Source organism: Clostridium sediminicola (genome assembly GCF_050402865.1).
GTDB classification, from domain to species: Bacteria; Bacillota; Clostridia; order Clostridiales; family Clostridiaceae; genus Clostridium_AF; species Clostridium_AF sediminicola.
This window is the reverse complement of the sequence record NZ_BAABMF010000002.1, coordinates 441444-467189: the sequence shown is the minus strand read 5'-3', so window position 1 is coordinate 467189 and position 25746 is coordinate 441444. Positions and strand designations below refer to the sequence as shown.

At 29.8% G+C, this 25746-nt stretch carries 33 protein-coding genes; all 33 read left to right on the top strand.

The genetic code is table 11. The features are described from left to right. The first annotated feature begins 140 nt into the window (after window positions 1-140). The 33 genes from ACQ3F0_RS06110 (at window position 141) to flhB (ending at window position 25734) form a co-directional block, all read left to right on the top strand. The gene (locus ACQ3F0_RS06110; RefSeq protein WP_428864263.1) at window positions 141-1133 is read left to right on the top strand and encodes a flagellar motor switch protein FliM; all 993 of its coding nucleotides are present in this window, start codon (window positions 141-143) and stop codon (window positions 1131-1133) included. 1 nt (window position 1134) lies between these two features. Then, complete coding sequence (fliN, locus tag ACQ3F0_RS06105; protein WP_428864262.1) at window positions 1135-1539, top strand: flagellar motor switch protein FliN; 405 nt, start codon at window positions 1135-1137, stop codon at window positions 1537-1539. Window positions 1540-1649: 110 nt separating this feature from the next. Beyond that, on the top strand, window positions 1650-1943 hold the full coding sequence (gene flgM, locus ACQ3F0_RS06100; RefSeq protein WP_428864261.1) for a flagellar biosynthesis anti-sigma factor FlgM: 294 nt from the start codon (window positions 1650-1652) through the stop codon (window positions 1941-1943). A 24-nt stretch (window positions 1944-1967) separates the two neighbouring features. Beyond that, entirely contained in the window at window positions 1968-2408 is a 441-nt protein-coding gene (locus ACQ3F0_RS06095; protein ID WP_428864260.1) for a flagellar protein FlgN, read from the top strand. Between the two features lie 13 nt (window positions 2409-2421). Further along, on the top strand, window positions 2422-3996 hold the full coding sequence (flgK, locus tag ACQ3F0_RS06090) for a flagellar hook-associated protein FlgK (RefSeq protein ID WP_428864259.1): 1575 nt from the start codon (window positions 2422-2424) through the stop codon (window positions 3994-3996). A gap of 10 nt (window positions 3997-4006) precedes the next feature. Beyond that, window positions 4007-4891, top strand: a complete 885-nt coding sequence (gene flgL, locus ACQ3F0_RS06085) for a flagellar hook-associated protein FlgL (RefSeq protein ID WP_428864258.1) — start codon at window positions 4007-4009, stop codon at window positions 4889-4891. A 205-nt stretch (window positions 4892-5096) separates the two neighbouring features. Beyond that, window positions 5097-5534, top strand: coding sequence for a flagellar assembly protein FliW (fliW, locus tag ACQ3F0_RS06080; RefSeq protein ID WP_428864257.1), 438 nt, complete (start codon window positions 5097-5099; stop codon window positions 5532-5534). Continuing rightward, complete coding sequence (gene csrA / locus ACQ3F0_RS06075; RefSeq protein ID WP_428864256.1) at window positions 5534-5752, top strand: carbon storage regulator CsrA; 219 nt, start codon at window positions 5534-5536, stop codon at window positions 5750-5752. The genes fliW and csrA overlap by 1 nt, the downstream gene beginning before the upstream one ends. Window positions 5753-6042: 290 nt before the next feature. Beyond that, the gene (gene flgL / locus ACQ3F0_RS06070) at window positions 6043-7149 is read left to right on the top strand and encodes a flagellar hook-associated protein FlgL (protein WP_428864255.1); all 1107 of its coding nucleotides are present in this window, start codon (window positions 6043-6045) and stop codon (window positions 7147-7149) included. A 244-nt stretch (window positions 7150-7393) separates the two neighbouring features. Continuing rightward, the gene (locus tag ACQ3F0_RS06065; RefSeq protein ID WP_428864254.1) at window positions 7394-7786 is read left to right on the top strand and encodes a flagellar protein FlaG; all 393 of its coding nucleotides are present in this window, start codon (window positions 7394-7396) and stop codon (window positions 7784-7786) included. A 10-nt stretch (window positions 7787-7796) separates the two neighbouring features. Further along, complete coding sequence (fliD, locus tag ACQ3F0_RS06060) at window positions 7797-9410, top strand: flagellar filament capping protein FliD (protein ID WP_428864253.1); 1614 nt, start codon at window positions 7797-7799, stop codon at window positions 9408-9410. An 11-nt stretch (window positions 9411-9421) separates the two neighbouring features. Continuing rightward, the gene (gene fliS / locus ACQ3F0_RS06055) at window positions 9422-9790 is read left to right on the top strand and encodes a flagellar export chaperone FliS (protein WP_428864252.1); all 369 of its coding nucleotides are present in this window, start codon (window positions 9422-9424) and stop codon (window positions 9788-9790) included. Then, window positions 9775-10167, top strand: coding sequence for a hypothetical protein (locus ACQ3F0_RS06050; RefSeq protein ID WP_428864251.1), 393 nt, complete (start codon window positions 9775-9777; stop codon window positions 10165-10167). The genes fliS and ACQ3F0_RS06050 overlap by 16 nt, the downstream gene beginning before the upstream one ends. A 326-nt stretch (window positions 10168-10493) precedes the next feature. Then, window positions 10494-10898: a flagellar basal body rod protein FlgB gene (gene flgB / locus ACQ3F0_RS06045; protein WP_428864250.1), complete on the top strand. Its 405-nt coding sequence runs from the start codon at window positions 10494-10496 to the stop codon at window positions 10896-10898. A 2-nt stretch (window positions 10899-10900) separates the two neighbouring features. Continuing rightward, window positions 10901-11329, top strand: coding sequence for a flagellar basal body rod protein FlgC (gene flgC, locus ACQ3F0_RS06040; RefSeq protein WP_428864249.1), 429 nt, complete (start codon window positions 10901-10903; stop codon window positions 11327-11329). A 68-nt stretch (window positions 11330-11397) separates the two neighbouring features. After that, window positions 11398-11685, top strand: coding sequence for a flagellar hook-basal body complex protein FliE (gene fliE / locus ACQ3F0_RS06035; RefSeq protein WP_428864248.1), 288 nt, complete (start codon window positions 11398-11400; stop codon window positions 11683-11685). A gap of 14 nt (window positions 11686-11699) precedes the next feature. Then, entirely contained in the window at window positions 11700-13328 is a 1629-nt protein-coding gene (gene fliF, locus ACQ3F0_RS06030) for a flagellar basal-body MS-ring/collar protein FliF (RefSeq protein ID WP_428864247.1), read from the top strand. After that, window positions 13318-14325, top strand: coding sequence for a flagellar motor switch protein FliG (gene fliG, locus ACQ3F0_RS06025; protein ID WP_428864246.1), 1008 nt, complete (start codon window positions 13318-13320; stop codon window positions 14323-14325). Before fliF ends, fliG begins: the two co-directional genes overlap by 11 nt. Beyond that, window positions 14306-15022, top strand: coding sequence for a FliH/SctL family protein (locus tag ACQ3F0_RS06020; protein ID WP_428864245.1), 717 nt, complete (start codon window positions 14306-14308; stop codon window positions 15020-15022). The genes fliG and ACQ3F0_RS06020 overlap by 20 nt, the downstream gene beginning before the upstream one ends. Before the next feature lie 6 nt (window positions 15023-15028). Beyond that, window positions 15029-16336, top strand: a complete 1308-nt coding sequence (gene fliI, locus ACQ3F0_RS06015; RefSeq protein WP_428864244.1) for a flagellar protein export ATPase FliI — start codon at window positions 15029-15031, stop codon at window positions 16334-16336. Window positions 16337-16345: 9 nt separating this feature from the next. Beyond that, window positions 16346-16789 carry a flagellar export protein FliJ gene (gene fliJ / locus ACQ3F0_RS06010; RefSeq protein WP_428864243.1) on the top strand — a complete coding sequence of 148 codons (444 nt, stop codon included), beginning with the start codon at window positions 16346-16348 and terminating at the stop codon, window positions 16787-16789. Window positions 16790-16916: 127 nt separating this feature from the next. Further along, window positions 16917-18266 (top strand): flagellar hook-length control protein FliK, encoded by a 1350-nt coding sequence (locus ACQ3F0_RS06005; RefSeq protein WP_428864242.1) that lies wholly within the window; start codon window positions 16917-16919, stop codon window positions 18264-18266. 10 nt (window positions 18267-18276) lie between these two features. Further along, window positions 18277-18708: a flagellar hook assembly protein FlgD gene (locus tag ACQ3F0_RS06000; protein ID WP_428864241.1), complete on the top strand. Its 432-nt coding sequence runs from the start codon at window positions 18277-18279 to the stop codon at window positions 18706-18708. Window positions 18709-18710: 2 nt separating this feature from the next. Next, window positions 18711-19133: a TIGR02530 family flagellar biosynthesis protein gene (locus tag ACQ3F0_RS05995; protein WP_428864240.1), complete on the top strand. Its 423-nt coding sequence runs from the start codon at window positions 18711-18713 to the stop codon at window positions 19131-19133. 78 nt (window positions 19134-19211) lie between these two features. Further along, the gene (locus ACQ3F0_RS05990; protein WP_428864239.1) at window positions 19212-20165 is read left to right on the top strand and encodes a flagellar hook-basal body complex protein; all 954 of its coding nucleotides are present in this window, start codon (window positions 19212-19214) and stop codon (window positions 20163-20165) included. Window positions 20166-20247: 82 nt separating this feature from the next. Then, entirely contained in the window at window positions 20248-21048 is an 801-nt protein-coding gene (locus ACQ3F0_RS05985; protein WP_428864238.1) for a motility protein A, read from the top strand. After that, window positions 21041-21781, top strand: a complete 741-nt coding sequence (locus tag ACQ3F0_RS05980) for a flagellar motor protein MotB (RefSeq protein ID WP_428864237.1) — start codon at window positions 21041-21043, stop codon at window positions 21779-21781. The genes ACQ3F0_RS05985 and ACQ3F0_RS05980 overlap by 8 nt, the downstream gene beginning before the upstream one ends. 15 nt (window positions 21782-21796) lie before the next feature. Beyond that, complete coding sequence (locus tag ACQ3F0_RS05975) at window positions 21797-22270, top strand: flagellar basal body-associated FliL family protein (RefSeq protein WP_428864236.1); 474 nt, start codon at window positions 21797-21799, stop codon at window positions 22268-22270. A 26-nt stretch (window positions 22271-22296) separates the two neighbouring features. Then, entirely contained in the window at window positions 22297-22656 is a 360-nt protein-coding gene (gene fliO / locus ACQ3F0_RS05970) for a flagellar biosynthetic protein FliO (RefSeq protein WP_428864235.1), read from the top strand. A gap of 1 nt (window position 22657) precedes the next feature. Further along, the gene (fliP, locus tag ACQ3F0_RS05965) at window positions 22658-23416 is read left to right on the top strand and encodes a flagellar type III secretion system pore protein FliP (protein WP_428864234.1); all 759 of its coding nucleotides are present in this window, start codon (window positions 22658-22660) and stop codon (window positions 23414-23416) included. Between the two features lie 22 nt (window positions 23417-23438). Then, window positions 23439-23708, top strand: a complete 270-nt coding sequence (gene fliQ, locus ACQ3F0_RS05960; RefSeq protein WP_428864233.1) for a flagellar biosynthesis protein FliQ — start codon at window positions 23439-23441, stop codon at window positions 23706-23708. Between the two features lie 6 nt (window positions 23709-23714). Further along, complete coding sequence (locus ACQ3F0_RS05955) at window positions 23715-24482, top strand: flagellar biosynthetic protein FliR (protein ID WP_428864232.1); 768 nt, start codon at window positions 23715-23717, stop codon at window positions 24480-24482. A gap of 16 nt (window positions 24483-24498) precedes the next feature. After that, window positions 24499-25734, top strand: a complete 1236-nt coding sequence (flhB, locus tag ACQ3F0_RS05950) for a flagellar biosynthesis protein FlhB (RefSeq protein WP_428864231.1) — start codon at window positions 24499-24501, stop codon at window positions 25732-25734. The last annotated feature ends 12 nt before the right edge of the window (window positions 25735-25746 follow it).

Here is a 25746-nt window from a genome sequence, read left to right as displayed (position 1 = left end):
GGAAACCCTGTTGACTTACAATATTAAATAAATTATACAGAGATAACACAAAGGATAAATGGAGCTAAATAATTATGTGGTTTAAACATATAATTATGATATAATATTTATAATTAAGATACAATGCAAGGGGAGAGATTATGGAAGAAGTATTATCTAATGAGGAAATTGAAAAACTACTCCAACAGTTTGAAGGAAATAGTAAAAAAGAAAGTAATGTAAAAGACGATGGACCTTATGATTTTACTAAACCTCATAGTATAAAAAAAGAAAATATTGAAGCTCTTAAAATTATCTATAATATGTATTCAAATTATTTAGGCAACTATATTTCAGATTTAATTAGGGAACCAGTTAAAGGTAAGTTGGTTACTATAGAGCCAATTAGGCTTGATGAGTTGGAACGCTGGGTACCATCTAATAGTACATTGGCAAGTTTTAACAGTATTCCATTAAACGGTGAATTTCTGATTTATGTGCCAGATGTTTTTTTGGGCCAGATTGTAGAATTAATATGTGGTGCAGATATTACAGAAATCGCTAGATATACTCAAGACAAGATTTTTACTGAGGTGGTTTTTACTGACCTTGAATTAAGTGTTATTGAAGATTTGATGGATAATATGATTCAGCAAATGATACCTTGTTGGAAAAAGATTTTGTCAATGGAAACAAAATTGAACTATGTTCAATCACATAGAGAAAATTCTAGAGTAGTTGACGAAGGTATGTATTATTTACTGGTAACAATTATGATAGATTGTTATGAAATAAAAGGCGAAGTTTATATGTGCATACCATATGAGGCTCTTGAAAGTATTACTGATAAACTAGAGGTTGATAAAAAGAACCTTAAACTAGCAGAAGATGATAAAAATAGATACATTGAAGATATGAATGATACTATTGAATCGGTAAAAGTGAATTTACAAGTAAATTTAGGAGATGTATCAATGACAGTGAAAGATTTTCTTCAACTGGAAACAGGGGATGTTATTCAGTTAAATAAGCATATCAATACTCCTATTGATATGTATGTAGAGGAAAAACTTAAATATAAAGTTATATCAGGCAAGCAAAATGGTAATATGGCAGTAAAAGTTGTAGATATTTGCGAAAAGGAGGTATTCTAAAATGGATGATCTATTGTCAAGTGAAGAAATGAATATGCTATTGGATAAAAATACTGGCGAAGAGATACCTAAAGAAAGTGAGCAGACATTAGCAGATTTCGCTGAATTCTCTGATTTTGGAAGTAATAAAGAAACTAGTTCTCAAATTACTGGAAACTTAGATTTAATACTAGATGTTCCTCTGAAAATAAGTGTGGTACTAGGAAAAGCAAAAAAATCAATTAAGGACATAACTAATATCGTACCAGGTACAGTAATTGAATTGGATAAATCGGTTGATGAACCTCTAGAAATTTATGCTAATGGAAAGAAAATAGCAGAAGGAGAAGCGGTTGTTATCAATGAGAAGTTTTGTATAAGGATAACTAAGATTGTAAGTAAAAGAGAATTATTTAGTAAATTATAGGACTTTCGCTAAGAGTTTTGCTTAGCGAAAGTTTTTTGTTTATAATTTGGTATAAATAAATTTATAGGTAAGTCGATAATAATGATGTAATGAATTTTAGGAGTGATTTTATGAAAATTTATAATAATAATTACTATGATAAAAAACTTTATACAAATAATAAGACAAATAAAAGTGATAAGACTTCCACTAAAGAAACTAAAGCAATAAAAAATAATAACGGCGATAGAGTTGAACTATCTTCAGCAGGTACTAAGTTAAAATCCTATATTGATAGAATTGAAAAATTAGATAAAGCTAGAATGGATAAAATTGAAGATATAAAAAGTAAGGTAAAAGAAGGTAAATATAAGGTTTCTTCTGAAGAATTAGCGGATAAAATTATTGATAAACTAAATAGATAAACTAGAAGAGCGGGGGGAATAATAATGAGTATTTTTCATTTATATTCTAAAGAAGAAAAAGTGCTAAAAAACTTAAAAACTCTTTTATTAAAGGAAAAAGATATTTTAGTAAAAGGTAAGTGGCAAGATTTAACGCAGATTGTTGAAGAAAAGAAAGAAATCATGAACGAGTTAAGTAGATTAGAGAATAAAAGATTAGAAGCAAATGAAGATGATTTATTTAATGAATTGACAGGGGATATAAAAGAGAAAAGTTTAACTGTAAGACAGAATATAAAAAAGTTGATTATTGAAATTCAACAACAAGAAGAAACAAATGATTTACTAACCAAAAGTTCATTAAGCTACACAAAACAAGTGTTAAATAGCTTGGGAGTAAATAATAAATCAAATACTTATGGAGCCAATGGGAAAATAGAGAAAAGTTTAGGAAAATTAAATATTTCAATTAATCAATCTGTATAGAAGAGGAGATATTATGTCACAATTATTTGCAAGTTTTTATACACCAAAAAGAGGAATGTACGATGCACAAAAGAGAATAGAAATAGCGGGAAAAAACATTGCTAATACAAATACAGAAGGATATTCAAGGCAAAAGGTATCCACAGTGAGTGCTAGAATCTATAACATAGATATAGCTGGGAAAATTGAAAATGGCCCAGATGCATTAAGGGTTATGAGAGAAAGAGATACTTTTTTAGATAGTCAAATAAGAAAAGAAAATGGAATTTTCGGACAGTTCCGAAGTAAATCAGAAATTTTAAGTCAAGTAGAAACTTCCTTTTTAGAACCTTCAGATAACGGTTTAAATAAGGCCATGTCTGAAATGTGGAATTCTTGGCAAGAACTTAGCAAAAATCCTTCAGAAGTCAGTGTCAAAACTGTAGTTACCCAGACTGCTGAAAACTTTGCATTGACGTTGAATACTGTCGCTGCAAGATTAGAAGATTTAAAAGACAATTCAAAAAATATTATAGAGAATGAAGTTTTTAATTTGAACAAAACGTTAGAAAGAATTGATAATTTAAATAATGAAATATACAAGGCTACAATCAGAAATATAGAGCCAAATGAGCTTCTAGATCAGAGAGATTTGTTGTTAGATGAAGTTTCAAAGTCAGTAAATATAGATGTAACTCTTGATAAGTTTAATAGAGCTACTGTTACATCAAGTGGAGTTGATTTAGTATCAGGTAATCCTAAAGTAGAAAGTGATTCTGCAATATCATTTGTGGATTCTATTGAAGAAGTAGCTGGAGGCTACGAAGTAAGACTTTCTTTAGCAGGAGATGGTGTTAAGAATTCGAAAAGTATAACTATATCAAAAGCTGAATTTGAAGCTAACTATAGTTTCTTAGAGGAAGGGGCAGTAGTCGTAAGTAAGAAAGATTTTATTGATGAGAGTTCAATATCTAAATTTGAAGATAAAATGGTTACTGGAGAAATAAAAGGATATAAAGAATCTTTTGAAAAAACAAAAGAATACTCAAATAACCTAGATAATCTAGCAAATTCTATTGCTCAAAGAATTAATATTATTCACAAAGATGGAGGAAGTAATTTCTTTGAAGGTGCTATAGATGGTAAATTCACAGCTAAAAGTATAAAGATGAATACAGAAATTGTTAATGATCCTTCAAAAATAAATGCAGATAAAGATGATGGAGATGGAGCAAGAGCTTTAGCTATTTCGGTTCTTAGAAATAGTAATTTCTCGATTGATAGTAGCGATACTGCGGCAATTGAAAGTACATACGATACAAATAGTCTTGAATTTGACACAGAGGTTACAGGTGTAAGTTTTGATAGCTATTATACAAATATGATTTCTAACATAGGTATAGAAAAGCAAAGCGCTGATAGAATGGTTGAGAATGAAGAAGCGTTGCTCCAACAACTAGATGGAAAAAAAGAATCCATCTCAGGTGTTTCATTGGATGAGGAGATTGCAAATTTGGTACAATTCCAAAATGTATATGCAGCTAATGCAAAAGTCATGTCAACTATGTCAGAGATGTTAGATGTTCTTATGAATAGAACAGGGTTATAGGAGGTAACTAATGAGAATTACAAATAAGGTGTTAACAAATAATTTCATTAATAATTTAAATAAAAACTCAGCACAGCTTTCAAAATTGCAAAATCAGCTTGCATCTGGTAAAGAAATAGAAAAACCTTCAGATGACCCAATTGGTGTAGCTAAAATTATGAATTTGACAAGAGATATTGATAGAAGAGAACAATATAACAAAAATATGGACGATGCAATAGGATGGAATAATATGACTGATACTGCCATGGAGAACATAGGTAATTCACTGCAAAGGCTCAGAGAAATAACTGTTCAAGCGGCTAATGGTACTTACTCAGATAGTGACAAACAACAGATGTTAGAGGAAGCAGACCAATTGATACAACAAATAGCGCAAGATGGAAATACTATGTATGATGGTAGATACATATTTGCAGGGAATAAGATAAAAACTCCTCCATTTGAACTTTCGGATTCAGAATTAGTATACAAAGGGGATGAGGGTGAAATGATGGTAGAAGTAAGCCCTTCTCTTAATGTTAAAATAAATACTACAGGTAAGGAGTTTGATAATGGTGTCAAATTATCAGATACTTTAAAATCATTAAAAGAGGCTTTGTCTAATGGGGATGAAGATGAGTTGAGTAATGAAGTGTTAGGTGACATAGACGAAAGTATTGAGGGTATTTTAAATCAAAGAGCAAAGGTTGGAGCAAGAACCAATAGATTTGAATCTATAAAAGAAAAAAGTAATGCAGAAACATTAAATATGAAAGAAATATTATCAAAAACACAGGATATAGATGTAGCTGAAAAAATGATGGAATTCATGACTATGCAAAGTATATATCAAGCTACACTTTCAACAGGAGCTAAGGTTATTCAGCCGACATTGCTAGACTACATTAGATAATGCACGATGCACAATTTAAAATGCACAATTAATGTTGATTTTCTTGCAGAAAATCTTTAACTAAGCCTTTATCATTTTCTATGATCGGAATAAGGTACTTTTGCTAGTGCAAATGAAATCATTTTATCTTTTTTTCAATTAAAAGCTTTCGCTTACGAAAGGTGTTCTGAATTGTGCGTTGTGAATTGAACACAGGGGGTTTTTTATGTTAGTTAAAAGCAGATTTTTAGGAGAACTTCATATAGATGAAAGTAGGATAATAATCTTTGAAGATGGAATTTTAGGGTTTGAAGATATAAAGGAATATTGTATAGTGCCTATTCCACTGAAAGAAAACTTCTTTTTACTTCAAAGTGTTAAAGATAAGAATATTTCATTTGTTTTAATTAATCCTTGGGATACTTTTAAAGCTTATGATATAAATATAGAAGATAACTATTTAAAATCAATGGATATAAAGGATACTTCTCAACTAGCAGTATATAGTATTATAAGTTTTAAGAAAAATGATGTAACAGCTAATTTATTAGCTCCAGTAGTCATCAATGCGGAAACAAAAAAAGGAACCCAAATTGTTTTACATTCCTCAAAGTATAAAACAAAACATAGTATATATACTACTATGCATGAGGAGGAATGCTAATGTTAGTTCTTACAAGAAAAAAAGGAGAGAAAATCACATTAGGTGATAATATTGAGGTAGAAGTGATTTCTATTGAAAATGGAAAAGTAAAACTTGGAATAAAAGCTCCAAAAGATTTGAAAATATTTAGGACTGAAGTATTGGAAGAAGTTAAAGAAGAAAATAAAGAGGCTTTAACTGTAAATATAGATATTTTAAATAATTTTTTAAGAAAATAATAAAAACAATTTATAAAGGTATAAACTTATTTTAAAAATAGCCGAAATAAATAATGTAAGAAACATTAAATGATATTTAATGGTGTACACCCATTTAATATAAAGTAATTTATAAAAATGTATAGTTGACAGTTAACGGTGTGCGGTTGTCAGTATTGGACTTTTCTTTAGAAAGTTTTAATTAAAGGCTTTTACAAAGTGAAAGGTGTCCATAATTGTGAATTGTGCATTGTGAATTGTGAATTAAATAAACGGCATGGATGCCAACAAAATTCAAGGAGGAATATATAATGAGAATTAATAACAATTTAGGTGCAATGAATACTTATTCAAGACTTACAAACACAAATGCTTTAAAAGAAAAATCTTTAGAAAAATTATCTTCAGGCTTAAGAATTAATAGAGCAGCTGATGATGCTGCTGGTTTAGCAATATCAGAAAAAATGAGATCTCAAATCAAAGGTTTAAATCAAGCAAGTAGAAATGCACAAGATGGTATCTCTTTAATCCAAACAGCAGAAGGTGCTTTGTCAGAGACTCATTCAATGCTTCAAAGAATGAGAGAATTATCTGTACAAGCTTCTAATGGAACCGTTAGTGATGATGACAGAAAAAATATTCAAAAAGAAATAACAGCATTAACTGATGAAATTAGTAATATTGCGACGAAAACAGATTTTAATGGTAGCAAATTATTAGATGGTAGTTTTGGAGCACAGATGACCTCTTCTACTTTAGATGCTCAAACAGGAATGAATGTTACACTAGATGGAGCAGCGGCTGGTACGACTTTTAATGTAGCATATGATAATGCCACAGATTTAATGACAATTGAAAATGATACAACAAAGGAATCACAAACTATAAAGGTATCAACTGCTAAGGCTGTCTCAAAGGGAGATTCATTTGATTTTGATGCATTAGGAATAAAAGTTTCTTTCTCAGAAGATATAGCTGATATTAGTGCTGCTGATTCAAAAGATATTGTAACAGGCGCAGCAGGTGGAGATATGCAGGTGGGGGCTAATCAAAGCGATACTATTAATATCAAAATTGATAGTATTGATACAGGCGCATCTGGTTTGAATATTGCAACTGCAAATGTTGAAACTCAAGCAGGTGCTACAGCAGCAATTACTACTTTTGATAATGCAATTAAAAAAGTATCAACACAAAGAGCGCAACTTGGTGCTTATCAAAATAGATTAGAGCATACTATGAATAATTTACAATCATCTTCAGAAAATATGACAGCTGCTGAATCAAGAATAAGAGACGTAGATATGGCTAAAGAAATGATGGAATTCACAAAGAATAACATCTTAAGCCAAGCTGCAACTTCAATGCTTGCACAAGCTAATCAATCAAGTCAAGGCGTACTTCAATTATTAAGATAGTTTAAATAAAAAGGCTGGCAGCAGCCAGCCTTTTATTTAGTTAACAATTTACAGTTAACAGTTGACAGTTTAAAGAATTCTTTTATTTTGCTAAAGTATAAATGATTTTTTGGAATAATCTTGAACTGTGAACTGTTAACTGATTATAATTAAGGTAAGAAATCATTTGAAAATTATTAAAACCTCATTTTTTCAAAAGAAAAGTAGAGTAATTTTTCAGTCGACTCGAAGGAGTGAATTAACAGTGGAAATTGTAAAAGTAATATCACCTACAAAATCTAATGAACCTATTTTAAACAGCCATGTTGTGACTCCTGTAGAATCAAAATTAGATGATGTAGAAATTAATATATCTGAAGAAAAAAGTAAATCTAATAATGGACAAAGCAATCATCCAGGTAAAAAAGATTTTAGCAAAGAATTATTAGATAGAGAGATAGAAAAATTAAATAAGGTAATGTTTGGAACAGATAAGCATTTTGAGTTTTCAGTACATGAGAAAACAAATGCTGTAATGATAAAAGTCGTTGACACAGAGACAAAAGAAGTTATTAAGGAACTTCCACCAGAAAAAATTCTTGACTTAGTTGCTAAGATGGAAGAAATGGTTGGAATGCTTGTTGATGAGAAGGGGTAGGAGGTAAGATATGTCTGGTATAAACTTTTTAGGGTCCTATTCTGGAATAGACCAAAGTATGATTGATCAATTAATGGCTGCTGAAAAAATGCCTCTAATAGGTATGAGTACAAAAGTACAAGACTATGAAACTGAAAAAAATGCTTGGAAAGACATTAATACAAGAATGAATACATTGAGTACTAAAATAAATGCTTTGAAAAATGATGATTTGTATAATGATAAGAAATTCAATTCAAGTGAATCTGGAATTGTAAATGCTTCTGTAAGTAATGATGCTATTGAAGGTGATTATAAAATAGAAGTAACCACTCTTGCAAAAAGTACTACTTTAGTAGGGGATAAAGTAAAGCCTCCGACAGCAAGTTTAAATCAGTCAGGAACCTTAAGTGTAGAAATTGTTGATGGTGCTACATTTGATATTTCAGTTGAGTCAGGAGATTCTGTAAATGATATTGCTCAAAAGATAAATGAATCAGTAGATAATACGGATCTTGTTACTGCATATGTAGTCAATTCTGAATTAGTTTTAGAGAGTGTAGAACTGGGAAAAGTAGTTAACTTTACTGATGATCAATCAGACGCTATAGTTAATGCTGTAAAGAATGATTTGAATCTAAGTGGGATTTTGAATATTAAAGTTGGAGAGAATAATGCAGAATCAATAACTATCACTGGAACAGATTCATTAAGTGATATAGTTGATAAAATTAATAAGTTAGATAATGTATCAGCTTCAATTATTGATTATCAATTGGTTTTAAAAAGCAATCAATCTGGTGAGCAATCAATAACTTTAACTGATAGTGATTCAGATAATATAATTAATTCTATCGGGATGAGTACTGCTGATGAAACCTTAGGAAATGATAGTATATTTAAGGTAAATGGTATATCAGTAACTAGATCTTCAAATGAAATATCTGATGTTGTAAGTGGACTTACTTTTGATCTAACAAAAGAAGGAACAACTACATTAACTATCTCAAAAGACTATAGTGACCTAGAAAGCAAAATAGAATCTTTAGTTGAACAATATAATTCTACTTTAAGTTTTATGCAATTAAAGTCCAAAGCTGGCGAGCCTGGAAAACCAGGTGGTGAGGCTGGTAAACAAGGTGGCGATTTAGCTGGAGATTCTGCACTACAAAGATTAATTTCAAATTTAAGAACATCAGTATCTGATACAATTTCAGATATTACATCTGATTACAAAACGGCTTCAAATATTGGAATTAAAACAATTGATAACGAAGGGACACTCTCTTTTGATAAAACTAAATTTCAAGAAGCAATGAGTAATGATTCAGAAGCTGTTAAAAACTTTTTCTTTAGTAAAAATGCTTCCAACGAAGATACTGGATTTACAAATAAAATCGATGGATTTTTAGATTATTATATAGATAGTTCAGATGGTATAATTGCTTCCAAGGAAACAAGCTTGGATAGTATGATAAAAACAGTTGATAAAAGAATTGAGGCTTTTAATGATAGAATGGAAGCAAAAGAAGCTTATTATATAAAAATCTTTGCAAAGTTAGATTCATATATGGCTAAAGCAGAATCAACAACATCATGGTTAACATCTCAAATGGGAGCTATGAATTCAAGCAGTAATCAATAGGGGGACGGAAAATGTATTATAACAATACCTCAAATGCATATGATACCTATAAAAATAATCAAGTGAATACAGCTTCAAGAAAACAACTTCTACTTATGTTGTTTGATGGAGCAATAAAATTTCTAAGATTTGCAGCTATATCGATAGATAATAAGAGTATAGAGGATTCTCACAAATATATCGTGAAAACAGAGGATATTTTGGTAGAATTAATGTCAACTTTAAATCATGATGCAGGGGATATCGCAAAAAATTTAAATGATATATACCAGCACTTATACGATGAGCTTGTTCAAGCCAATATGAAAAAAGATAAAGAAAAAGTACTTTATGTACAATCCATGATGGAAGAGTTGAGAGAAACATGGGCTCAAATTTAGATAAGATAAAAGAACTATGTATTGAGTTAAATCAAAATCTTGATATTTTAGAAAATGAATTAGGAAGATTGGAAAGTTTAAATGATGAAAAACAATTCGAAAAAATCTTCTCTAATATAGATTTAAAAGAGAAATTATTGATGCAACTAAGAAAACTTCTAGAAATAGAAAAATCTATCCCAGAAGAAATAAATAATATCAAAATCAAAACCTTAAGAAAGGCTTTTGAAGTTACTAAAAAAGAGTTGGAGTTTCATAAAAGCCATAAAAAAAGAATAAAAGAAATAATATTACAGATAAATAAGAAAAACAAAATCAATAATGGATATCTAGAGAAAATAACAAATTCTTACTTCATTAACAAAAAAATTACATAATACGCTAAAATACTGATAAAAGCTTGTTTAGAGTTAGATTTATTAATTAAATTTAGCCTAAATAAGCTTTTTTTGTCTTTTTTTGCATTGACTACTTAGCAATAATAATTTATCATATTATTTATAGTTCAATTCTAATTTTAAGCGAATTAAATAATGAGTTAAAATTATGTTAAATATATCGAAAAATAAAGATAAAAAATTAAATATATTAAAAACAAGCTAGAAATAATAGCTTTTTATAGAACTACATCAATTTGTAGTTAAAATTACTTATTTTTGTAAAATTTAATGTCTTTATAATAATATTAAAAGAGGTTGATATTATGTCTAAAATTATCAAAAATAGCACTTATGATTTAATGAAAAATGCATTAGATGCAGTAAATTTAAGACAAAGTGTTTTAACTAATAACATTTCAAATGTAAATACACCAAACTTTAAAGCAAGTAGAGTAAAATTTGAAGAGACACTTAAAGATACCATTGGCCAAGGGAACGTTTCATTAAAAGGTGAACGTAACAATCATATAAGTACAAGCACCCTAGAAGATATAAAAGGGAAAGTAATAGTAGATAAAAATATAAAGGTAAAAGAAGATGGAAATAGTGTCGACATTGAAAAAGAAATGATGGATATGGCTGCAAATCAAATTTTATATAATGCTCTTGTGCAACAAGTAAATAAAAAATTATCAAATATAAGTTATGTAATTACAGGAGGTAGATAGCTATGTCAATTTTCAGGAATATGGAAATAAGTTCAAGTGGTTTATCAGTTGAAAGAATGAAGATGGAGTTAATATCTTCTAATATTGCGAATTCATCTACTACAAAAACAGAAGATGGAGAGGTTTACAAAAGAAAAACGTTAACTTTTAAAGAAAAGTATGAAACTGTAATTAATGAATCAGGACAAAAAGAAAAATTAGGTAGTGGAGTAAAGATAGAAAAGATAGTTGAAGATGATTCTGATATAAGAATGATTTATGATCCATCACATCCTGATTCAGATGAAAATGGTTTTGTAACTATGCCAAACGTAGATGTATTAGATGAAATAATAGATATGATGGTGGCTACTAGAGCCTATGAAGCTAATGTTACAGCTTTCAATTCTAGTAAAAGTATGTTGTTAAAAGCATTAGAAATCGGAAGATAATGAAGTATAAACTACTTTTTCAGTGCGCAGTAACTGTGGACTCTTAACCAACTAAGGAGGATAATTTTATGAAAATAGGTAATATAACAAATAATATGAATTCATTATTAATAGATAATGAAAAAACTAATGGAGATTTCTCCTTTGGTAAAATTTTAAATGATAGATTAAATAATTTAGAGGAACTGCAAAATAAAGCTGATGATCTTACAACTAAAATGGTGACTGGGGAAGTTCAAGATATACATAAAGTAATGATAGCAAGTGAAGAAGCCCAAATAGCACTTCAAATGACTGTGCAAATCAGAAATAAAGTTATAGAAGCTTATCAAGAAGTTAGTAGAATGCAGTTATAAAGGAGCTTAAATGCATGGGTGTTTTTAAGGATTTATCAGGTAGAGTCTCAAATGGGTGGCAGTCACTTGGCAAAAGCGGCAGAATAGTGGCAGGCGCAGTCGGTGCGTCGATTATTGTTTCATTAATATTGTATTTTACTGTGTTTGGAGCTACTAAATATGTAACTATGTTTACAAATTTGAGCCTTGAAGATTCTGCAAGTATAGTAAGTAAATTTGATGAATTAAAGATCCAAAACTATAAGCTTGAAGATGGTGGAAGTACAATTTTAGTTGATGAAAAAAAGGTTGATAAACTAAGATTGGATCTTGCTATGTCTGGTTCATTACCGAATAGTGGTAAAGGATATGAAATTTTTGACAATTTAGGTATTATGGTTACTGATGAAGATAGAAAAATAATGTATCAAAGAGCTCTAGAAGGAGAGCTTCAAAGATCCATAATGTCTCTTCAGGAAATTAATTATGCTAGAGTTCATCTTGTATTAGCTGAAGACAATTTGTTCAACAAAGAAACTAAACCTGCGTCTGCATCTATTTTGCTTGAGATAAAAGAGACGCAGTCTTTATCTAATGATCAGATAAAAGGAATAATCTCGCTAGTATCAGGTGCTGTAAATAACTTATCGGAAGAAAGTGTAAAAGTTTTAGATGCCAACGGAAATTTACTTAGCGAAAGAGTTTCTAATGACAATGAATATGATTCAACTTCAGCAATTATGAACAAAAGAGATTTAGAAAATACATATAACAGGGAATTAGAAAATAATCTTACTAACACTTTAGAAAAAACTTTTGGGACAGGTAAAGCTGTTGTAGATGTAAGTGTTAAATTAGATATGGATACAAAAGAAAGTGTAAGTAAATCCTATGATGGAGAACCTATTGTAATAAGTGAGCAAAAAAAGTATGAGGGTAAAGCTACAAGCGATACAGGGGATAATCCCACGGATACTGGATCTTATATTTCTGATGGGGATATAATTAATGATTCAAATACTGAATCCTATGAAACGATAAGAAATTTTGAGGTAGGAGAAACAACTACAACAACTATTAAAGCTCTAGGAACTGTTGAAAGAATATCTGCTTCAGTAATTATTGACGGAACTTTAACTGATGAGAAAAAAGAATCTATTAAAAATATTGTTATGACTGCTATAGGTGCTGATGAAACTAGAGGAGATATTATCAATGTTGAAGGGATTCCTTTTGATACCAGCCTTAAAGAAGCAGTAAAAGATGATTTAGAAAAAGAATTACCACAAACAGGGCTAATGAATGAGATTTTAAAGTATATATCATTACCAGTTTTATTAGGTATATTTGCTGCTATTTTACTAGGTATTATATTAATTACAGTGATGCTTTTACGTGGTAGAAGAAAGAAAACTAGAGAAAAAGAAGTAGAAGATATTATGTTGAAAGAAACACTTCCAAGAGAAGAAAGAAGAAGTCCAGATATAAAAGGTCAAGATATAAGAAGCAAAGACATAATTGATGAAGTAATAATAGACACTGGAAAAGTAAAAATAGATTTTAAAGATAAAATAAATTCATATGCAAATGAAAACCCTAAAGAAGCAGCGGAATTATTGAAGTTGTGGATTATTGAAGGGAGCGAAAAAGATAGTGAAAACTAAAGTTTCGGGCATAAAAAAAGTTGCCATGTTATTAATAGTACTAGGACCAGAAACTTCATCAAAAATTTTAAAAGAATTTCCAGAAAGTTTGATAGAAAAGATAATATTAGAAATTGGAAAAATTGAATTTGTTGGAAATGAAACAAGAAGTCAATTAATTGAAGAATTTGGAGCAATGGTTAGCGGTCAACAATTCGTAAGTACTGGTGGAACTCAATATGCTGAAAGTGTTTTAAGTAAAGCTTTAGGTAAACAAAAGGCTCAAAGTGTTTTGAAAAGATTAAAATCTTCAAGAAATGAGAATACTCCATTTGAAATTGCAAGAAAAATTGATTCTGACAAATTACTTAAAGTTTTATTAAAAGAGCAACCGCAGACAATTGCAATGGTACTTTGCTATTTACAGGCTGAGAAAGCTGCATTGATATTATCTGGACTTCCAGAAAATATTCAAAGTGAAGTTGCAGATAGAATAGCAAGTATGAAGCCTCTTTCGCCAATTGCTATAAAAAAAATAGAAGGTGCATTAGAAAAGAAACTAATAAGTGGAAGCTTTTTGGATAGCGATAAAATAGGCGGAGTTGATACATTAGTAAAGATTTTAAATTCTGTTACAAGAACCACAGAAAAAAATATTTTAGATGGTATAGATTCGAAAAAACCAGATTTAAAACAGGAAATAAAAGCAAAATTATTTACATTTGAAGATATTAAACTTCTTGATAAAAATTCAATCCAAAAGGTTCTTCGAGAAGTATCTATTGGAGATATTGCACTATCAATAAAAGGCGCATCTGAGGAAGTAACTAATTTAATTTATGAAAACATGTCTTCAAGGGCTAGTGAAGCAGTTAAAGAAGAGCTTGAAATGATGGGACCAGTAAAAGTTACTAAGGTGGAAGAAGCACAGCAAAAAATCGTTGCTATAATTAGAAAATTAGAAAATGACGGAGAAATAATCATTAACAGAGGTGGAGATGATGACACTATATACTAATATAATAAAAAAAAATAAAGTTAATAATAGTGTCATAAAAAAGTATACTGCAGAGAATTTTGAGAATACTGATTTTTCCGTTAAGGTTGAGATTAAGGAAGAAAAAGAATCAATAAATAGTTTGCCAGATATACGTAAAGAAGAAGAAATATTGGATTCTGCAAGAAAAAAAGCAGAGGATATAAAAAATAAAGCTAAAAATGATGGGTATGAAGAAGGTTTTGAACAAGGAACTACACTAGGTTACGAAGCAGGATTCAATAAAGCATTGGAAGATATACAAGCTCAAAAAGAAGGAGTAACAGAACTTTTAATGCAAGCAGAAGTAGAAAGAAAAAAAATGTTATCAAATATAGAAGATGACGTAATAGAAATGGTTATGAGTATTGCAGAAAAAGTAACTAAAATTTCTATTGAAGATAATTATGAAAAGATTTTACCAATGATAAAATATGCATTAAACGATATGGTTAATAGAGAAAGAATTATCTTAAAAGCCAATTCTAAAAATATGGAAATTTTAAAGAATAACGAAAAACAATTGAAGAGTATCTGTCCTAGTGCAAACTTTACATTTTTAGAAGACAATACATTGGATACAACAGAATGTATTATTGATAGTGAAACAGAAACTATAGATTTAGATATACAAACTCAAATAAGCAATATTTTAAAAGAATTTGCTAAGGTAAGGTAGATTAAAATGGAGTTGAAATTTTTAGATAAGTATAGGAAAGTCTTAGAGGATAATAAATTTTATAATTCATATGGAAAAGTAAAAGAAGTAATTGGACTTACTATTCAAGTTGAGGGTATAAAATCTTTTGTAGGAGAAGTTTGTAAGATTATATTAGGCAATAATGAAGTAGTAGAAGCTGAAGTTGTTGGCTTCAAAGGTGATACAGCATTACTAATGCCTTTAGGAGAATTACGAGGAGTAAATTCAGGTGCTCTTGTTAAAACTACAGGAAAATCTCTTTCTGTAAAAGTTGGGTCTGAACTTTTAGGTAAAATTGTAGACGGTTTAGGAAATGTAATAGAAGGAGAATCGCTGGATTTAAAGGATGAATACAGTATTTATAATCCGCCGCCAAATCCATTGAAAAGAAAAAGAATAAAAGAAATAATGCCAACAGGAGTAAAAGCTATTGATGGGTTGATAACCTGTGGAGAAGGTCAAAGAATAGGTGTTTTTGCAGGAAGCGGAGTAGGAAAGAGTACTTTGTTAGGAATGATGAGTAGATATTGTGAATCTGATGTGAATGTTATTGCACTGATAGGTGAAAGAGGACGAGAAGTTCTTGATTTTATGGAAAACAACCTAGGCGAAGAAGGACTAAAAAAGTCAATTGTTGTGTGTGCTACTTCTGACCAACCAGCCCTTATCCGATTAAAAGGAGCATTTGTAGCTACTGCTATAGCTGAATATTTTAGAGATTGTGGAAAAAAAGTAATGCTAATGATGGACTCAGTAACTAGATTTGCGATGGCTCAAAGAGAGGTAGGATTAGCTATAGGGGAACCGCCTGCTACTAAAGGGTATACGCCTTCTGTATTTGCAATGCTTCCTCAATTGTTAGAAAGATCGGGAACATCAGAAAAAGGTTCAATAACTGCATTTTACACTGTTTTAGTAGAAGGCGATGATATGAATGAACCAATTGCTGATTCAGTAAGAGGAATTTTAGATGGACATATAATTCTATCCAGAAAAATAGCTGAAAAGAATCATTTTCCGGCTATAGATGTTCAACAAAGTATTAGCAGATTAATGAAGGAGATTGTCTCTTCAGAACATTATAATGCAGCTAGTGAATTAAGAAATAATCTTGCTACATATGAAAAGGCAGAAGACTTAATAAATCTTGGTGCATATAAAAAAGGTAGTAACGTCCTGATAGACAGAGCAGTAAATTTAAATCCTCAAATTGATGATTTTCTTAAGCAATCCGTTGAGGAGAGAATTCATTACGATAAAGTAGTCCAAAATATCACAAAAATATTTCAATAGGAGTAAGTTATGAAAAAATTCAAATATTCTCTAGAAAATGTTTTGAAATATAAGAAAGATACTGAGGATAGCATAAAGGAAAACTATCTAAAACTAAAAATTAGAATCGATGAAGAACAAGGAATTTTGGAGAGCTTAAGTTTTCAATTACAAAATAATATATCAGGAATTACTGGTAAAAGAAATTCAAACGCAATGAATTTTAAAAATTCTTACTTATATATATATACTCTACAAGAGAAGATAGAAAATCAAGATAAAGTTATTAATGAATATAAGCTTGAACTAGATGAAATAAGGAATAAGCTAATAATTGCCCAGAAGGAAAGAAAAACTATTGAGCTTCTCAAAGAAAAAGCATATGAAAATCATCTAAAAGAAATGGAAAAAGAGGAACAAAAACTCATTGATGAATTAGGTTTATATGCACATTTAAGAAAAGGTAAAATTTAGTTCAAAGTTCACAGTAATTGTTGTTTCGTTTTTTAAACAATTAAAAGCTTTGACGCTAGTGAAATGCGTCCACAACTGGGAACTGTAGACTGTGAACTGTGAACTGACATGAAGGGGGGTGAATAAGATGACACAAGTAACTGCAATAAATATTCCAAAGCAATTGAAGATAGATGAGGCTTGTAGCACAATAGAAGAATCAAGTACTGCATTTACAGAAGTGTTACAAGCTTTATTTACTAGTGAAACTAATAAGAGCGATGCATTGAATCAAGATATACTGTCTGATTCACTAGTAAGCAATGATTTGAATGGTGATAAGGTGAGTAGCAATGTAGAAGAAGAAATAGAAGAAGAGACTGAACTAATTAATATAAACTTAAATATGGAGCTGATTCCTCAAGTTAATATGGAAAGTAAAGTTTCAGTTAAAGAAGAATTTAATCAAATTAAAGAAGTATCTATAAAAAACATTCCTAGCAAACTAGTTTCACAGAACGTTGTAAATGAGTTAGAAAACTTAGAATCTTTAAATATTTCAAGCAAAAAAGCTTCTCAGGATATTGTGAATAATATAGGAAAGTTATTTGTAGATAAGGAAGAATCTGAAAAAACAATAATCAAAAAATCAGAAATCTTAAACACTATAAAAGAAAACTTAACTGTAGATGTAAAAGTTTCTAATACTTTGCAACAAAGTGAAAAAGTTTTTGAGGTGAATGCAGAAATTAATAATTCAGAAAAACAAAGTATTCTAAGAGGAAATTTAATTGAAGGTATAGAAATTGTAAATTCTAAAGACGCCAATTGCTCTGTACAAAGTAGTGAGTTAAGTCAATTAGAAAATATTAATTCATGGAGAATATCTAAAATAAGCACTGAGAATACAGAAGCAAATGTGCAAAACATGAATTTTAATTCTATAGAAGAGACTAATAATAACTTTGAGTTTATTATAAAAGGGTTAGAACCAGAAAATGGGTTAGAATCAGAAAAAGAAATTCAAAATTTTGATAAAGTTGTTAGTGAAATTTCTGAGAAGATTAATATTTTAAAAGATAATAGTAGTGAAACTATGAAAATTAAATTGAAACCTCAAGAATTAGGAGAATTATCTATTGAACTTGAAAAAAAAGGCAATGATATAGTAGCAAGAGTTTTAGTACATTCAAATGAAACAAAGCAGCTAATTGAGAAAAACATGACTTTACTTCATAATTCAATTAGTAATTATAATGTGAAGGTAACAGAGGTAAATGTTGATAGCCAAGCAAATTCAACTATGGATTTTTCATTCAATCAAGGATCAGAAGATATGCAAAGTAACAGTCATTTTTTTGATGATCAAGAAGAAAAAAATAATGGAAACAATAATTTTGCAAATGATGAATCCTATGACAAAACAAAAAAGACTAATAAATATAAAATCACTAATAATTTAAATCAATCAAGTAATAATATAAACATTCTTATGTAGGAGGTGTAATATGCCGGTTAATTCGATTTCAGCAAATAAATTAACATATAACAATGGAGTTACCAAACTATCAAATGATGATTTAGATAAAGATGCATTTTTAAAAATACTTACTGCTCAATTACAATATCAAGACCCAATGGAATCTATGGACAATTCTGAATACATTGCTCAAATGGCTCAGTTTGCAGCTCTTGAGCAAATGCAAAATTTAAATGATAATTTAAGTTATTCCATAGGTCTTCAAAATACACAGTTAGGTGCTTCACTTATTGGTAAAGAAGTTAAAGTTATAAGAGATGGTATCACTAGTACAGGAACTGTTGATAAGGTCAGCAATTTTGGAAGGTTTCTTACTATTGAATGTGATGGGGAGCAGTACTATATTGATGAAGTAGTTGAAATAATCAATGAAGAAGAAGTAGAAATTCAGGAGGGTTAGATTTGAGCTTAAAAATTTCAAATAGTAAAGCATATGGCAACTTATCTAATGGAAATAAAGATTTAGATAAGATAAAGAAAAATTCCCATTTTGATGAGCTACTGAAAAAGCAGATTCAAAGAGAATCTCTTAAAAACCATACAGATATAGAAAAGAAAAGTTCCATAACAATTTCAAAACATGCTCAAAGAAGATTAGAAACAAGAAATATAAATTTAACACATAAAGACTTAGAAGCTTTAGGTAATGCAATGGATAAAGCTGAAAGTAAAGGAGCGAAGGAAAGTTTATTAATATATAAAGACTCAGCTTTTATATCTAACATAGCCAACAGAATAGTTATAACAGCTATGACTTTAGATGATAATGAAGAGAATGTTTTTACCAATATCGATAGTGCAGTTTTTATTAAAAATAATAATTAGGCTGGACCCTAACGGGAAGCCTCCGTACTGGTGAAGGATAGAAGCAGTACAAATAACAACAAATAGAGGAGGATTTTTATGTTAAAGTCATTATATTCAGGTGTAAGTGGTATGAGAAGTAATCAAATTAAAATGGATGTTATAGGTAATAATATAGCTAATGTAAATACAACAGCATTTAAGGCTAGTAGAGTTAAATTTCAAGATATGTTAAATGATACTCTATCTACTGCTCAATCTCCAGATTATTCAGGTAGAGGAGGGAAAAATCCTAAACAAGTAGGTCTTGGAACCACTGTAAGTTCAGTGGATACCATAATGACTGATGGTGCACTTCAACCAACAGGGAGAGAATTAGATTTTGCTATTGAAAATAATGGTTTTTTCGTGGTGGCAGAAAGTGCAAAACGAGGCACAACTGAAGAAGATATAAATGGAATTAAATTCACTAGAGATGGTGCTTTTTACAGAGATAATGAAGGTAATCTAGTAAACGCATCAGGATTTAAGGTTTTGGGATATATGCCAGCAGATAAGGACGGGGACAGTATAATTGACTATACTAAGGAACCACCTGAATATAATACAGGATTTGACGAAGTGAAAGCAGCTGATAAAGATAATTTGAATTCATTAAAAATTCCAGTGAAAATTGAGAATTCAGCTGGAGAAATAGTTAGTTTAGAAACCTTCAATGTAGATGCTTCAGGCCAGATAACAGCCATATACAGCGATCAAGAAAGTTACGTTTTAGGAAGAGTGGCGATAGCCAAATTTAAAAATCCAGAAGGGCTGGATAAGCTAGGGTCTAATACATATGGTGCTACTTCAAATTCAGGCGAAATTGAATATGGAGTTGCAGGTTCAGATGCATTTGGTTCAATTAAACAAGGAGTATTGGAAATGGGAAATGTTGATTTAGCAAATGAATTTACAGAAATGATTATAACTAGTAGAGCATACCAAGCTAATTCTAGGTCAATAACAACTTCAGATGAAATGCTTCAGGAGCTACTGAATCTAAAAAGATAAATAATTAAGGTTCGGCTTAAGAATAAATTAGTGGAAGTTATTCTTAAACGATCCCTATACATATGGAAATGGAGGGATACACATGAAGAGTAATTTAACAGCCATTACGGGGCTTTTCCTGGGCTTGGCATTAATTATAGGGTCTATAATTTTGTCAGGTGATTTAACAGGCTTTATAAGTGCTTCTTCATTTTTAGTAACAATGGGGGGTTCATTTATGGCATTAACCATAAGTGAATCCTTAGATAATATGAAAAGAATACCTGTTTTACTTAAAATCGCTTTTTCAGAAAAGAAAGAAAGTAAAGCTGAATTAATGGATTTGTTTTTAGAATTGTCTAAGAAAGCTAAAAAAGAAGGATTCAATTCTTTAGAAAAAAATCTTGAGGAGATGGATGATGAATTTCTCAAGAGGGGTCTTTTAATGGTAATAGATGCAATGGATGTAGAATTGATAAAGGATATTTTGAATCTTGAAATAGAAGTATCTGAGGATAGACATGCTGAGGGTCAAAGTATGTTTAAAAAGTGGGCAGAATATGCGCCATCTTTTGGTATGATAGGTACAATTATAGGGCTTATAAACATGCTTGGTAATCTTGATGATGCATCTTCTATTGGATCAGGAATGGCAGTAGCTTTAGTTACTACCTTCTACGGAGCTTTATTTGCAAATTTAATTTTAATTCCTATTGCAACCAATCTTGAAAATAAATCAAATGAAGAAATGAACATAAGATATATGATGGTAGAAGGTGTTTTGGCTATTCAAAAGGGATTAAATCCTATGGCAATAGAAGAAAAGTTACAAACATTTTTATCTCCAAAAGAAAGATTAGCTAGGAAAAATGGTGATTTGAAGGTGGAGTTAGAGAATGCGTAAAAAGAAGAAAAAAGAATCTAGGGGAGCTCCAGCATGGATGGCTACATTCTCAGATTTAATGACTTTGCTATTAACATTTTTCATTTTGCTTTATTCTATCTCTACTGTTGATCAAAATAAATTCGTAGATGTGGCAAATGGTTTAAGAGATATACTTACAAATAGCAGTAAGTCAGTTATTGACTTGGGTGAAAATGCTGAGATAAATGTTCCAGAAGATGAGGCAGATGATGAGTTAGAAGAAGAAATAGATGAAATGACTGAAGAAGAAAAAATGCAACAACTGAAATCTATAATTGAAGAATATGCAACAGCACAAGGGTTAACAGATAGTATTGAAGTTAATATTAATGAAATAGGAGTTCAAATTGATATAAAAGATAAACTTTTATTTGAAGTTGGAAAATCTGATTTAAAAGACGAGGCCTTTGGAATTCTTAATAAATTAGGTCAAAAATTCAATGAATTGCCTAACGATATTATGGTTGAAGGACATACAGATAATGTGCCTATTAACACATCACAATTTGAAAGTAATTGGGAATTATCTGCGTCAAGAGCAATAAATGTGGTAAGATATTTAGCTGAAAAACAAGGAGTGGACCCTAAGCGTATGAAAGCGGTAGGGCATGGAGAGTACAGCCCAAAAGTTCCTAATACTTCAGCAGAAAACAGGCAGCTGAATAGAAGAGTTAATATAGTTGTTCAGTATATTGATGGAGAAAAAGATTAGGAAAGTAGGTTTAGTATGGAAGAAAACAAAAAGTATGAGGAAGAGTATAAAAAGAAAAAGGAGAAGAAAAGTAAGATTATTATTATTGTACTAGTGATTGTTTTATTGGTTGGATTAGGGGGAACATATTTTTATCTTAAATCAACTGGCTTTAAATTTCCTTTTACTAAAGAAGAAGTACAAACAGAAAAAGTGATTCCTTTAAGACAGTTTGTAGTTAATCTTAAAACTAGTAGCTCAAGAAATAGTTATTTAAAGGCTACTATTGTGTTAGCATATATGGAAAGTGATAATGAGGAAATTTTGGCAACCAATGAGGATAGAATAAGGGATAAGATTATTGAAATACTTAGAACTAAATCTAACGAAGAACTTAAAAAAGATGAAGGCGCAATTGAATTAAAAGAACAGTTAAAACAAAGTTTAAACGAACTTTTAGGTGAAGTAATAATAACAAATATCTATTATAATGACTTCATGATTCAGTAAAAATAATTAGAAAAGAGGAGAATAGAATGTCAACTAATATAAATTTTTTGAATTCATTTTTTCAAATGATATTTGCTTTAGCAATAGTGCTTTTGCTTATTTATATAACTTCTAAAATTGGCAAAAGATTTACACGGCAACCTTTAAAAAGAAATTTAAGAATAGTTGACAAACTTCCGGTTTCTAATAAAAGTAGTATATGCGTTGTAAAAATAGGAGAAGAAATGCTTTTATTAGGTGTAACTGAAAATAATATAAATGTTTTAGAAAAGCTTCCCGAGGGTTTTGAAGATAGATATACAGCCAATGATAGTTCTATTACAAATACACCACTAGATAAAATAATTAGTAATGGAATAGATATGGTAAGAAAGGGCAAAAGATAATATGAAAAAAAAGATTATTGTTTTTGGAGTAGTATTAGCTACACTAATATTAATTGTAAGTACAATAGCCTTCGCTGATCCTATTGCGATACCTAAAATAGGAATAGATCTTGGTGAGGCATCTTCTCCAACAGAAACAATGGATAGTGTAACATTATTATTTTTATTAACGGTTCTTACTTTGGCACCATCGATATTAATACTGATGACCTCATTTACAAGAATAATAGTTGTCTTTTCGTTTTTAAGAAATGCACTAGGGACTCAACAAAGCCCTCCAAATCAAATACTAATAGGACTAGCTTTGTTTTTAACATTTTTTATAATGGGACCAGTTTATACTGAAGTTATGAATGATGCAGTAAATCCATATTTAGAAGAGAAAATAAGTCAAGAAGAGGCAATTGAAATAGGATCAAAGCCATTGAAAGAGTTTATGCTGAAACAAACAAGGGAAAAGGATTTGGCTCTATTTATAAAACTTTCCGATTCGGAAGTACCAGCTGAAGCTATCGAAACAAGTTTTAATGTATTAGTACCTGCATTTGTTATTAGCGAGTTAAAAACTGCATTTCAGATTGGGTTTTTATTATTTATTCCATTTGTTGTTATAGATTTAGTTGTAGCCAGCATACTGATGTCAATGGGGATGTTTATGTTATCTCCAGTAATGATATCACTTCCATTTAAAGTTCTATTATTTGTAATGGTTGATGGGTGGCACTTAATAGTTAAATCACTAGTAGAGAGTTTTATATGATTACTATTTAAGGAGGCAAAGTATGAGTGAAACAATGGTATTGGATATTATGAAAGATGCTTTTTGGACAATATTATTAGTAGCAGGACCTACGTTATTGACATCATTATTAGTGGGTCTTACAATAAGCATTTTCCAAGCAACAACTCAAATACAAGAACAGACCCTTACTTTTGTACCAAAGATTTTAGCTGTCTTCTTATCGATAATAATCTTTGGTAATTTTATGTTAAACACTCTTTTAGGGTTTTTTAATAGAACTTTGGTTAATATACAAACAATTTTACGGTAGGTGGATATGGTAACATTAAATTTTACTGCATTTTTATTAATACTTGTAAGGGTTACTAGTTTATTTGTCACAACACCATTATTAAATATAAAGGGTATTCCAAACACTCTTAAGATAATGTTTTGTATTGTATTATCATATATTATATATTTTAGTATTGCTTCTCTTGATATACAAATCAGTGTTAGTATGGCTACTTTTGTAGTTCTTTTGATAAAAGAAGCTTTAGTTGGCTTGTTTTTGGGTATTTTAGTTAATATTGTTTTTATGTCTATACAAATGGCTGGTCAATTTATGGATATACAAGGAGGCCTGGCATCATCTACTTTATTTGATCCAATGTCTCAAAACAAATTATCTATTTATGGTCGTATATATTTTTGGATAGCGCTAATTTTATATTTTATTTTTGATGGTCATCACTATTTGATTTTAGCAATATCGAATAGTTTTAATATTATAAATATCAGTAATTATAATGTGAATTTTTCAGGGTTAATTGGCGCGGTTGATATAGTAAAGCAAAGTTTTGTTATAGGTGTTCAGATAGCGGCGCCTATGATATTAGTGTTTGTTATAACTGATTTAATTCTTGGAATCATTTCACGAACAGTACCACAGTTAAATGTACTTATTTTGGGATTACCTATGAAAACTTTAGTGGGTATAATTACTTTTTTAGCTATTTGTCCAATTGTAGTAAAGCTAATTTTAGGTGTTCTAGATATAATACCAGGTAATCTAGATAATATTATTAAACTCATGTCACAATAAGTTTAGGGTGAAACTTGTGCAGTATAATGATTTGTTAATTTTAAATATAGTCAGTATAATTTTTTGTCTTATATTCCTTTATACTTTTATATCTGAGGATATAATTGATATTTTAGAAAATAATGATAGTTTACTTATAAATAGAAAAATCGGGTCAAATATTTTATTTATGGCTGATGAAAAAACTGAAGATCCTACTCCTAAAAAGTTATTAGATGCTAAGAAAAAAGGTCAAATAGCTAAAAGTCAGGACTTTAATTCAGCTCTTCAATTATTAATGTTTTCAATTGTAGCTACTTCTCTAGGCGATTTAATTTATAAAAAGATTGTTTTATTTCTAAAATTAGGATTATCTGTAGATTTTAAAATGAGTTTTACTGGAAATAATGTTAAATCATTTGTTATAGATAATATAGTAAATTTTATTGGTATAATAATTCCTGTTTTTGGAGTTTTATTTATATCTGCGATAGTAATTAATTTAGCGCAAACTAAATTCAACTATTCATTTCACCCATTAAAGCCAGATTTTAAAAAACTTAATCCAATAGAAGGTTTTAAGAAATTATTTTCCAAGAAGGTTCTTTTTGGGTTTGTGAAAAATATAAGTAAATTAGCGCTTGTAACTTATATATCTTATAGTTTTATAAAAGAAAATATTTTCAAGATACAGGGTATTGCGCTTACCTCAGTTAATAACTTTTACACGTATTTAAGTGAACTTTTAAGAGGTTTTGTAATTAAATTTGCAATTATTTTAGTTATAGTTGGAATAGCAGATTATGTATATCAGATATATGACTTTAAGAAGAGTTTAAAAATGACAAAGCATGAAGTAAAAGAAGAATATAAACAAGTAGAGGGAGACCCTCTAATTAAATCAAAACGAAGGCAAAAACAAAAACAACTTGCTATGAGCAGAATGATGGCAGATGTAGAAAAATCAACTGTTGTTGTTACGAATCCAACGCACTTAGCATTAGCAATCAGATATGATGATAAATTAGATTCTGCACCAAAATTATTAGCAAAAGGAGCAGATAATGTAGCTGCTAAAATAAGAGAGTTGGCTAAATCAAAGGGAATTCCTATAGTAGAAAACAAACCATTAGCTAGGGTTTTATTTAAGAAAGTTAAAATCGGACAAGAGATTCCAGTAGAATTTTATGAAGCAGTTGCTGAAATTTTAGCTTTCGTATATAGATTAGAACAGAAGAAAAAAAGTTTTACTAAATCTAGAAGAAGAATGTAGGTGAAGTTTTTG

What these genes read in the sequence shown, in the direction of transcription:
- ACQ3F0_RS06110 (WP_428864263.1), top strand. Translation starts at nt 141, where the DNA reads ATGGAAGAAGTATTATCTAATGAGGAAATTGAAAAACTACTCCAACAG.
- fliN (WP_428864262.1), top strand. Translation starts at nt 1,135, where the DNA reads ATGGATGATCTATTGTCAAGTGAAGAAATGAATATGCTATTGGATAAA.
- flgM (WP_428864261.1), top strand. Translation starts at nt 1,650, where the DNA reads ATGAAAATTTATAATAATAATTACTATGATAAAAAACTTTATACAAAT.
- ACQ3F0_RS06095 (WP_428864260.1), top strand. Translation starts at nt 1,968, where the DNA reads ATGAGTATTTTTCATTTATATTCTAAAGAAGAAAAAGTGCTAAAAAAC.
- flgK (WP_428864259.1), top strand. Translation starts at nt 2,422, where the DNA reads ATGTCACAATTATTTGCAAGTTTTTATACACCAAAAAGAGGAATGTAC.
- flgL (WP_428864258.1), top strand. Translation starts at nt 4,007, where the DNA reads ATGAGAATTACAAATAAGGTGTTAACAAATAATTTCATTAATAATTTA.
- fliW (WP_428864257.1), top strand. Translation starts at nt 5,097, where the DNA reads ATGTTAGTTAAAAGCAGATTTTTAGGAGAACTTCATATAGATGAAAGT.
- csrA (WP_428864256.1), top strand. Translation starts at nt 5,534, where the DNA reads ATGTTAGTTCTTACAAGAAAAAAAGGAGAGAAAATCACATTAGGTGAT.
- flgL (WP_428864255.1), top strand. Translation starts at nt 6,043, where the DNA reads ATGAGAATTAATAACAATTTAGGTGCAATGAATACTTATTCAAGACTT.
- fliD (WP_428864253.1), top strand. Translation starts at nt 7,797, where the DNA reads ATGTCTGGTATAAACTTTTTAGGGTCCTATTCTGGAATAGACCAAAGT.
- fliS (WP_428864252.1), top strand. Translation starts at nt 9,422, where the DNA reads ATGTATTATAACAATACCTCAAATGCATATGATACCTATAAAAATAAT.
- ACQ3F0_RS06050 (WP_428864251.1), top strand. Translation starts at nt 9,775, where the DNA reads ATGGGCTCAAATTTAGATAAGATAAAAGAACTATGTATTGAGTTAAAT.
- flgB (WP_428864250.1), top strand. Translation starts at nt 10,494, where the DNA reads ATGTCTAAAATTATCAAAAATAGCACTTATGATTTAATGAAAAATGCA.
- flgC (WP_428864249.1), top strand. Translation starts at nt 10,901, where the DNA reads ATGTCAATTTTCAGGAATATGGAAATAAGTTCAAGTGGTTTATCAGTT.
- fliE (WP_428864248.1), top strand. Translation starts at nt 11,398, where the DNA reads ATGAAAATAGGTAATATAACAAATAATATGAATTCATTATTAATAGAT.
- fliF (WP_428864247.1), top strand. Translation starts at nt 11,700, where the DNA reads ATGGGTGTTTTTAAGGATTTATCAGGTAGAGTCTCAAATGGGTGGCAG.
- ACQ3F0_RS06020 (WP_428864245.1), top strand. Translation starts at nt 14,306, where the DNA reads ATGATGACACTATATACTAATATAATAAAAAAAAATAAAGTTAATAAT.
- fliI (WP_428864244.1), top strand. Translation starts at nt 15,029, where the DNA reads ATGGAGTTGAAATTTTTAGATAAGTATAGGAAAGTCTTAGAGGATAAT.
- fliJ (WP_428864243.1), top strand. Translation starts at nt 16,346, where the DNA reads ATGAAAAAATTCAAATATTCTCTAGAAAATGTTTTGAAATATAAGAAA.
- ACQ3F0_RS06005 (WP_428864242.1), top strand. Translation starts at nt 16,917, where the DNA reads ATGACACAAGTAACTGCAATAAATATTCCAAAGCAATTGAAGATAGAT.
- ACQ3F0_RS06000 (WP_428864241.1), top strand. Translation starts at nt 18,277, where the DNA reads ATGCCGGTTAATTCGATTTCAGCAAATAAATTAACATATAACAATGGA.
- ACQ3F0_RS05990 (WP_428864239.1), top strand. Translation starts at nt 19,212, where the DNA reads ATGTTAAAGTCATTATATTCAGGTGTAAGTGGTATGAGAAGTAATCAA.
- ACQ3F0_RS05985 (WP_428864238.1), top strand. Translation starts at nt 20,248, where the DNA reads ATGAAGAGTAATTTAACAGCCATTACGGGGCTTTTCCTGGGCTTGGCA.
- ACQ3F0_RS05980 (WP_428864237.1), top strand. Translation starts at nt 21,041, where the DNA reads ATGCGTAAAAAGAAGAAAAAAGAATCTAGGGGAGCTCCAGCATGGATG.
- ACQ3F0_RS05975 (WP_428864236.1), top strand. Translation starts at nt 21,797, where the DNA reads ATGGAAGAAAACAAAAAGTATGAGGAAGAGTATAAAAAGAAAAAGGAG.
- fliO (WP_428864235.1), top strand. Translation starts at nt 22,297, where the DNA reads ATGTCAACTAATATAAATTTTTTGAATTCATTTTTTCAAATGATATTT.
- fliP (WP_428864234.1), top strand. Translation starts at nt 22,658, where the DNA reads ATGAAAAAAAAGATTATTGTTTTTGGAGTAGTATTAGCTACACTAATA.
- fliQ (WP_428864233.1), top strand. Translation starts at nt 23,439, where the DNA reads ATGAGTGAAACAATGGTATTGGATATTATGAAAGATGCTTTTTGGACA.
- ACQ3F0_RS05955 (WP_428864232.1), top strand. Translation starts at nt 23,715, where the DNA reads ATGGTAACATTAAATTTTACTGCATTTTTATTAATACTTGTAAGGGTT.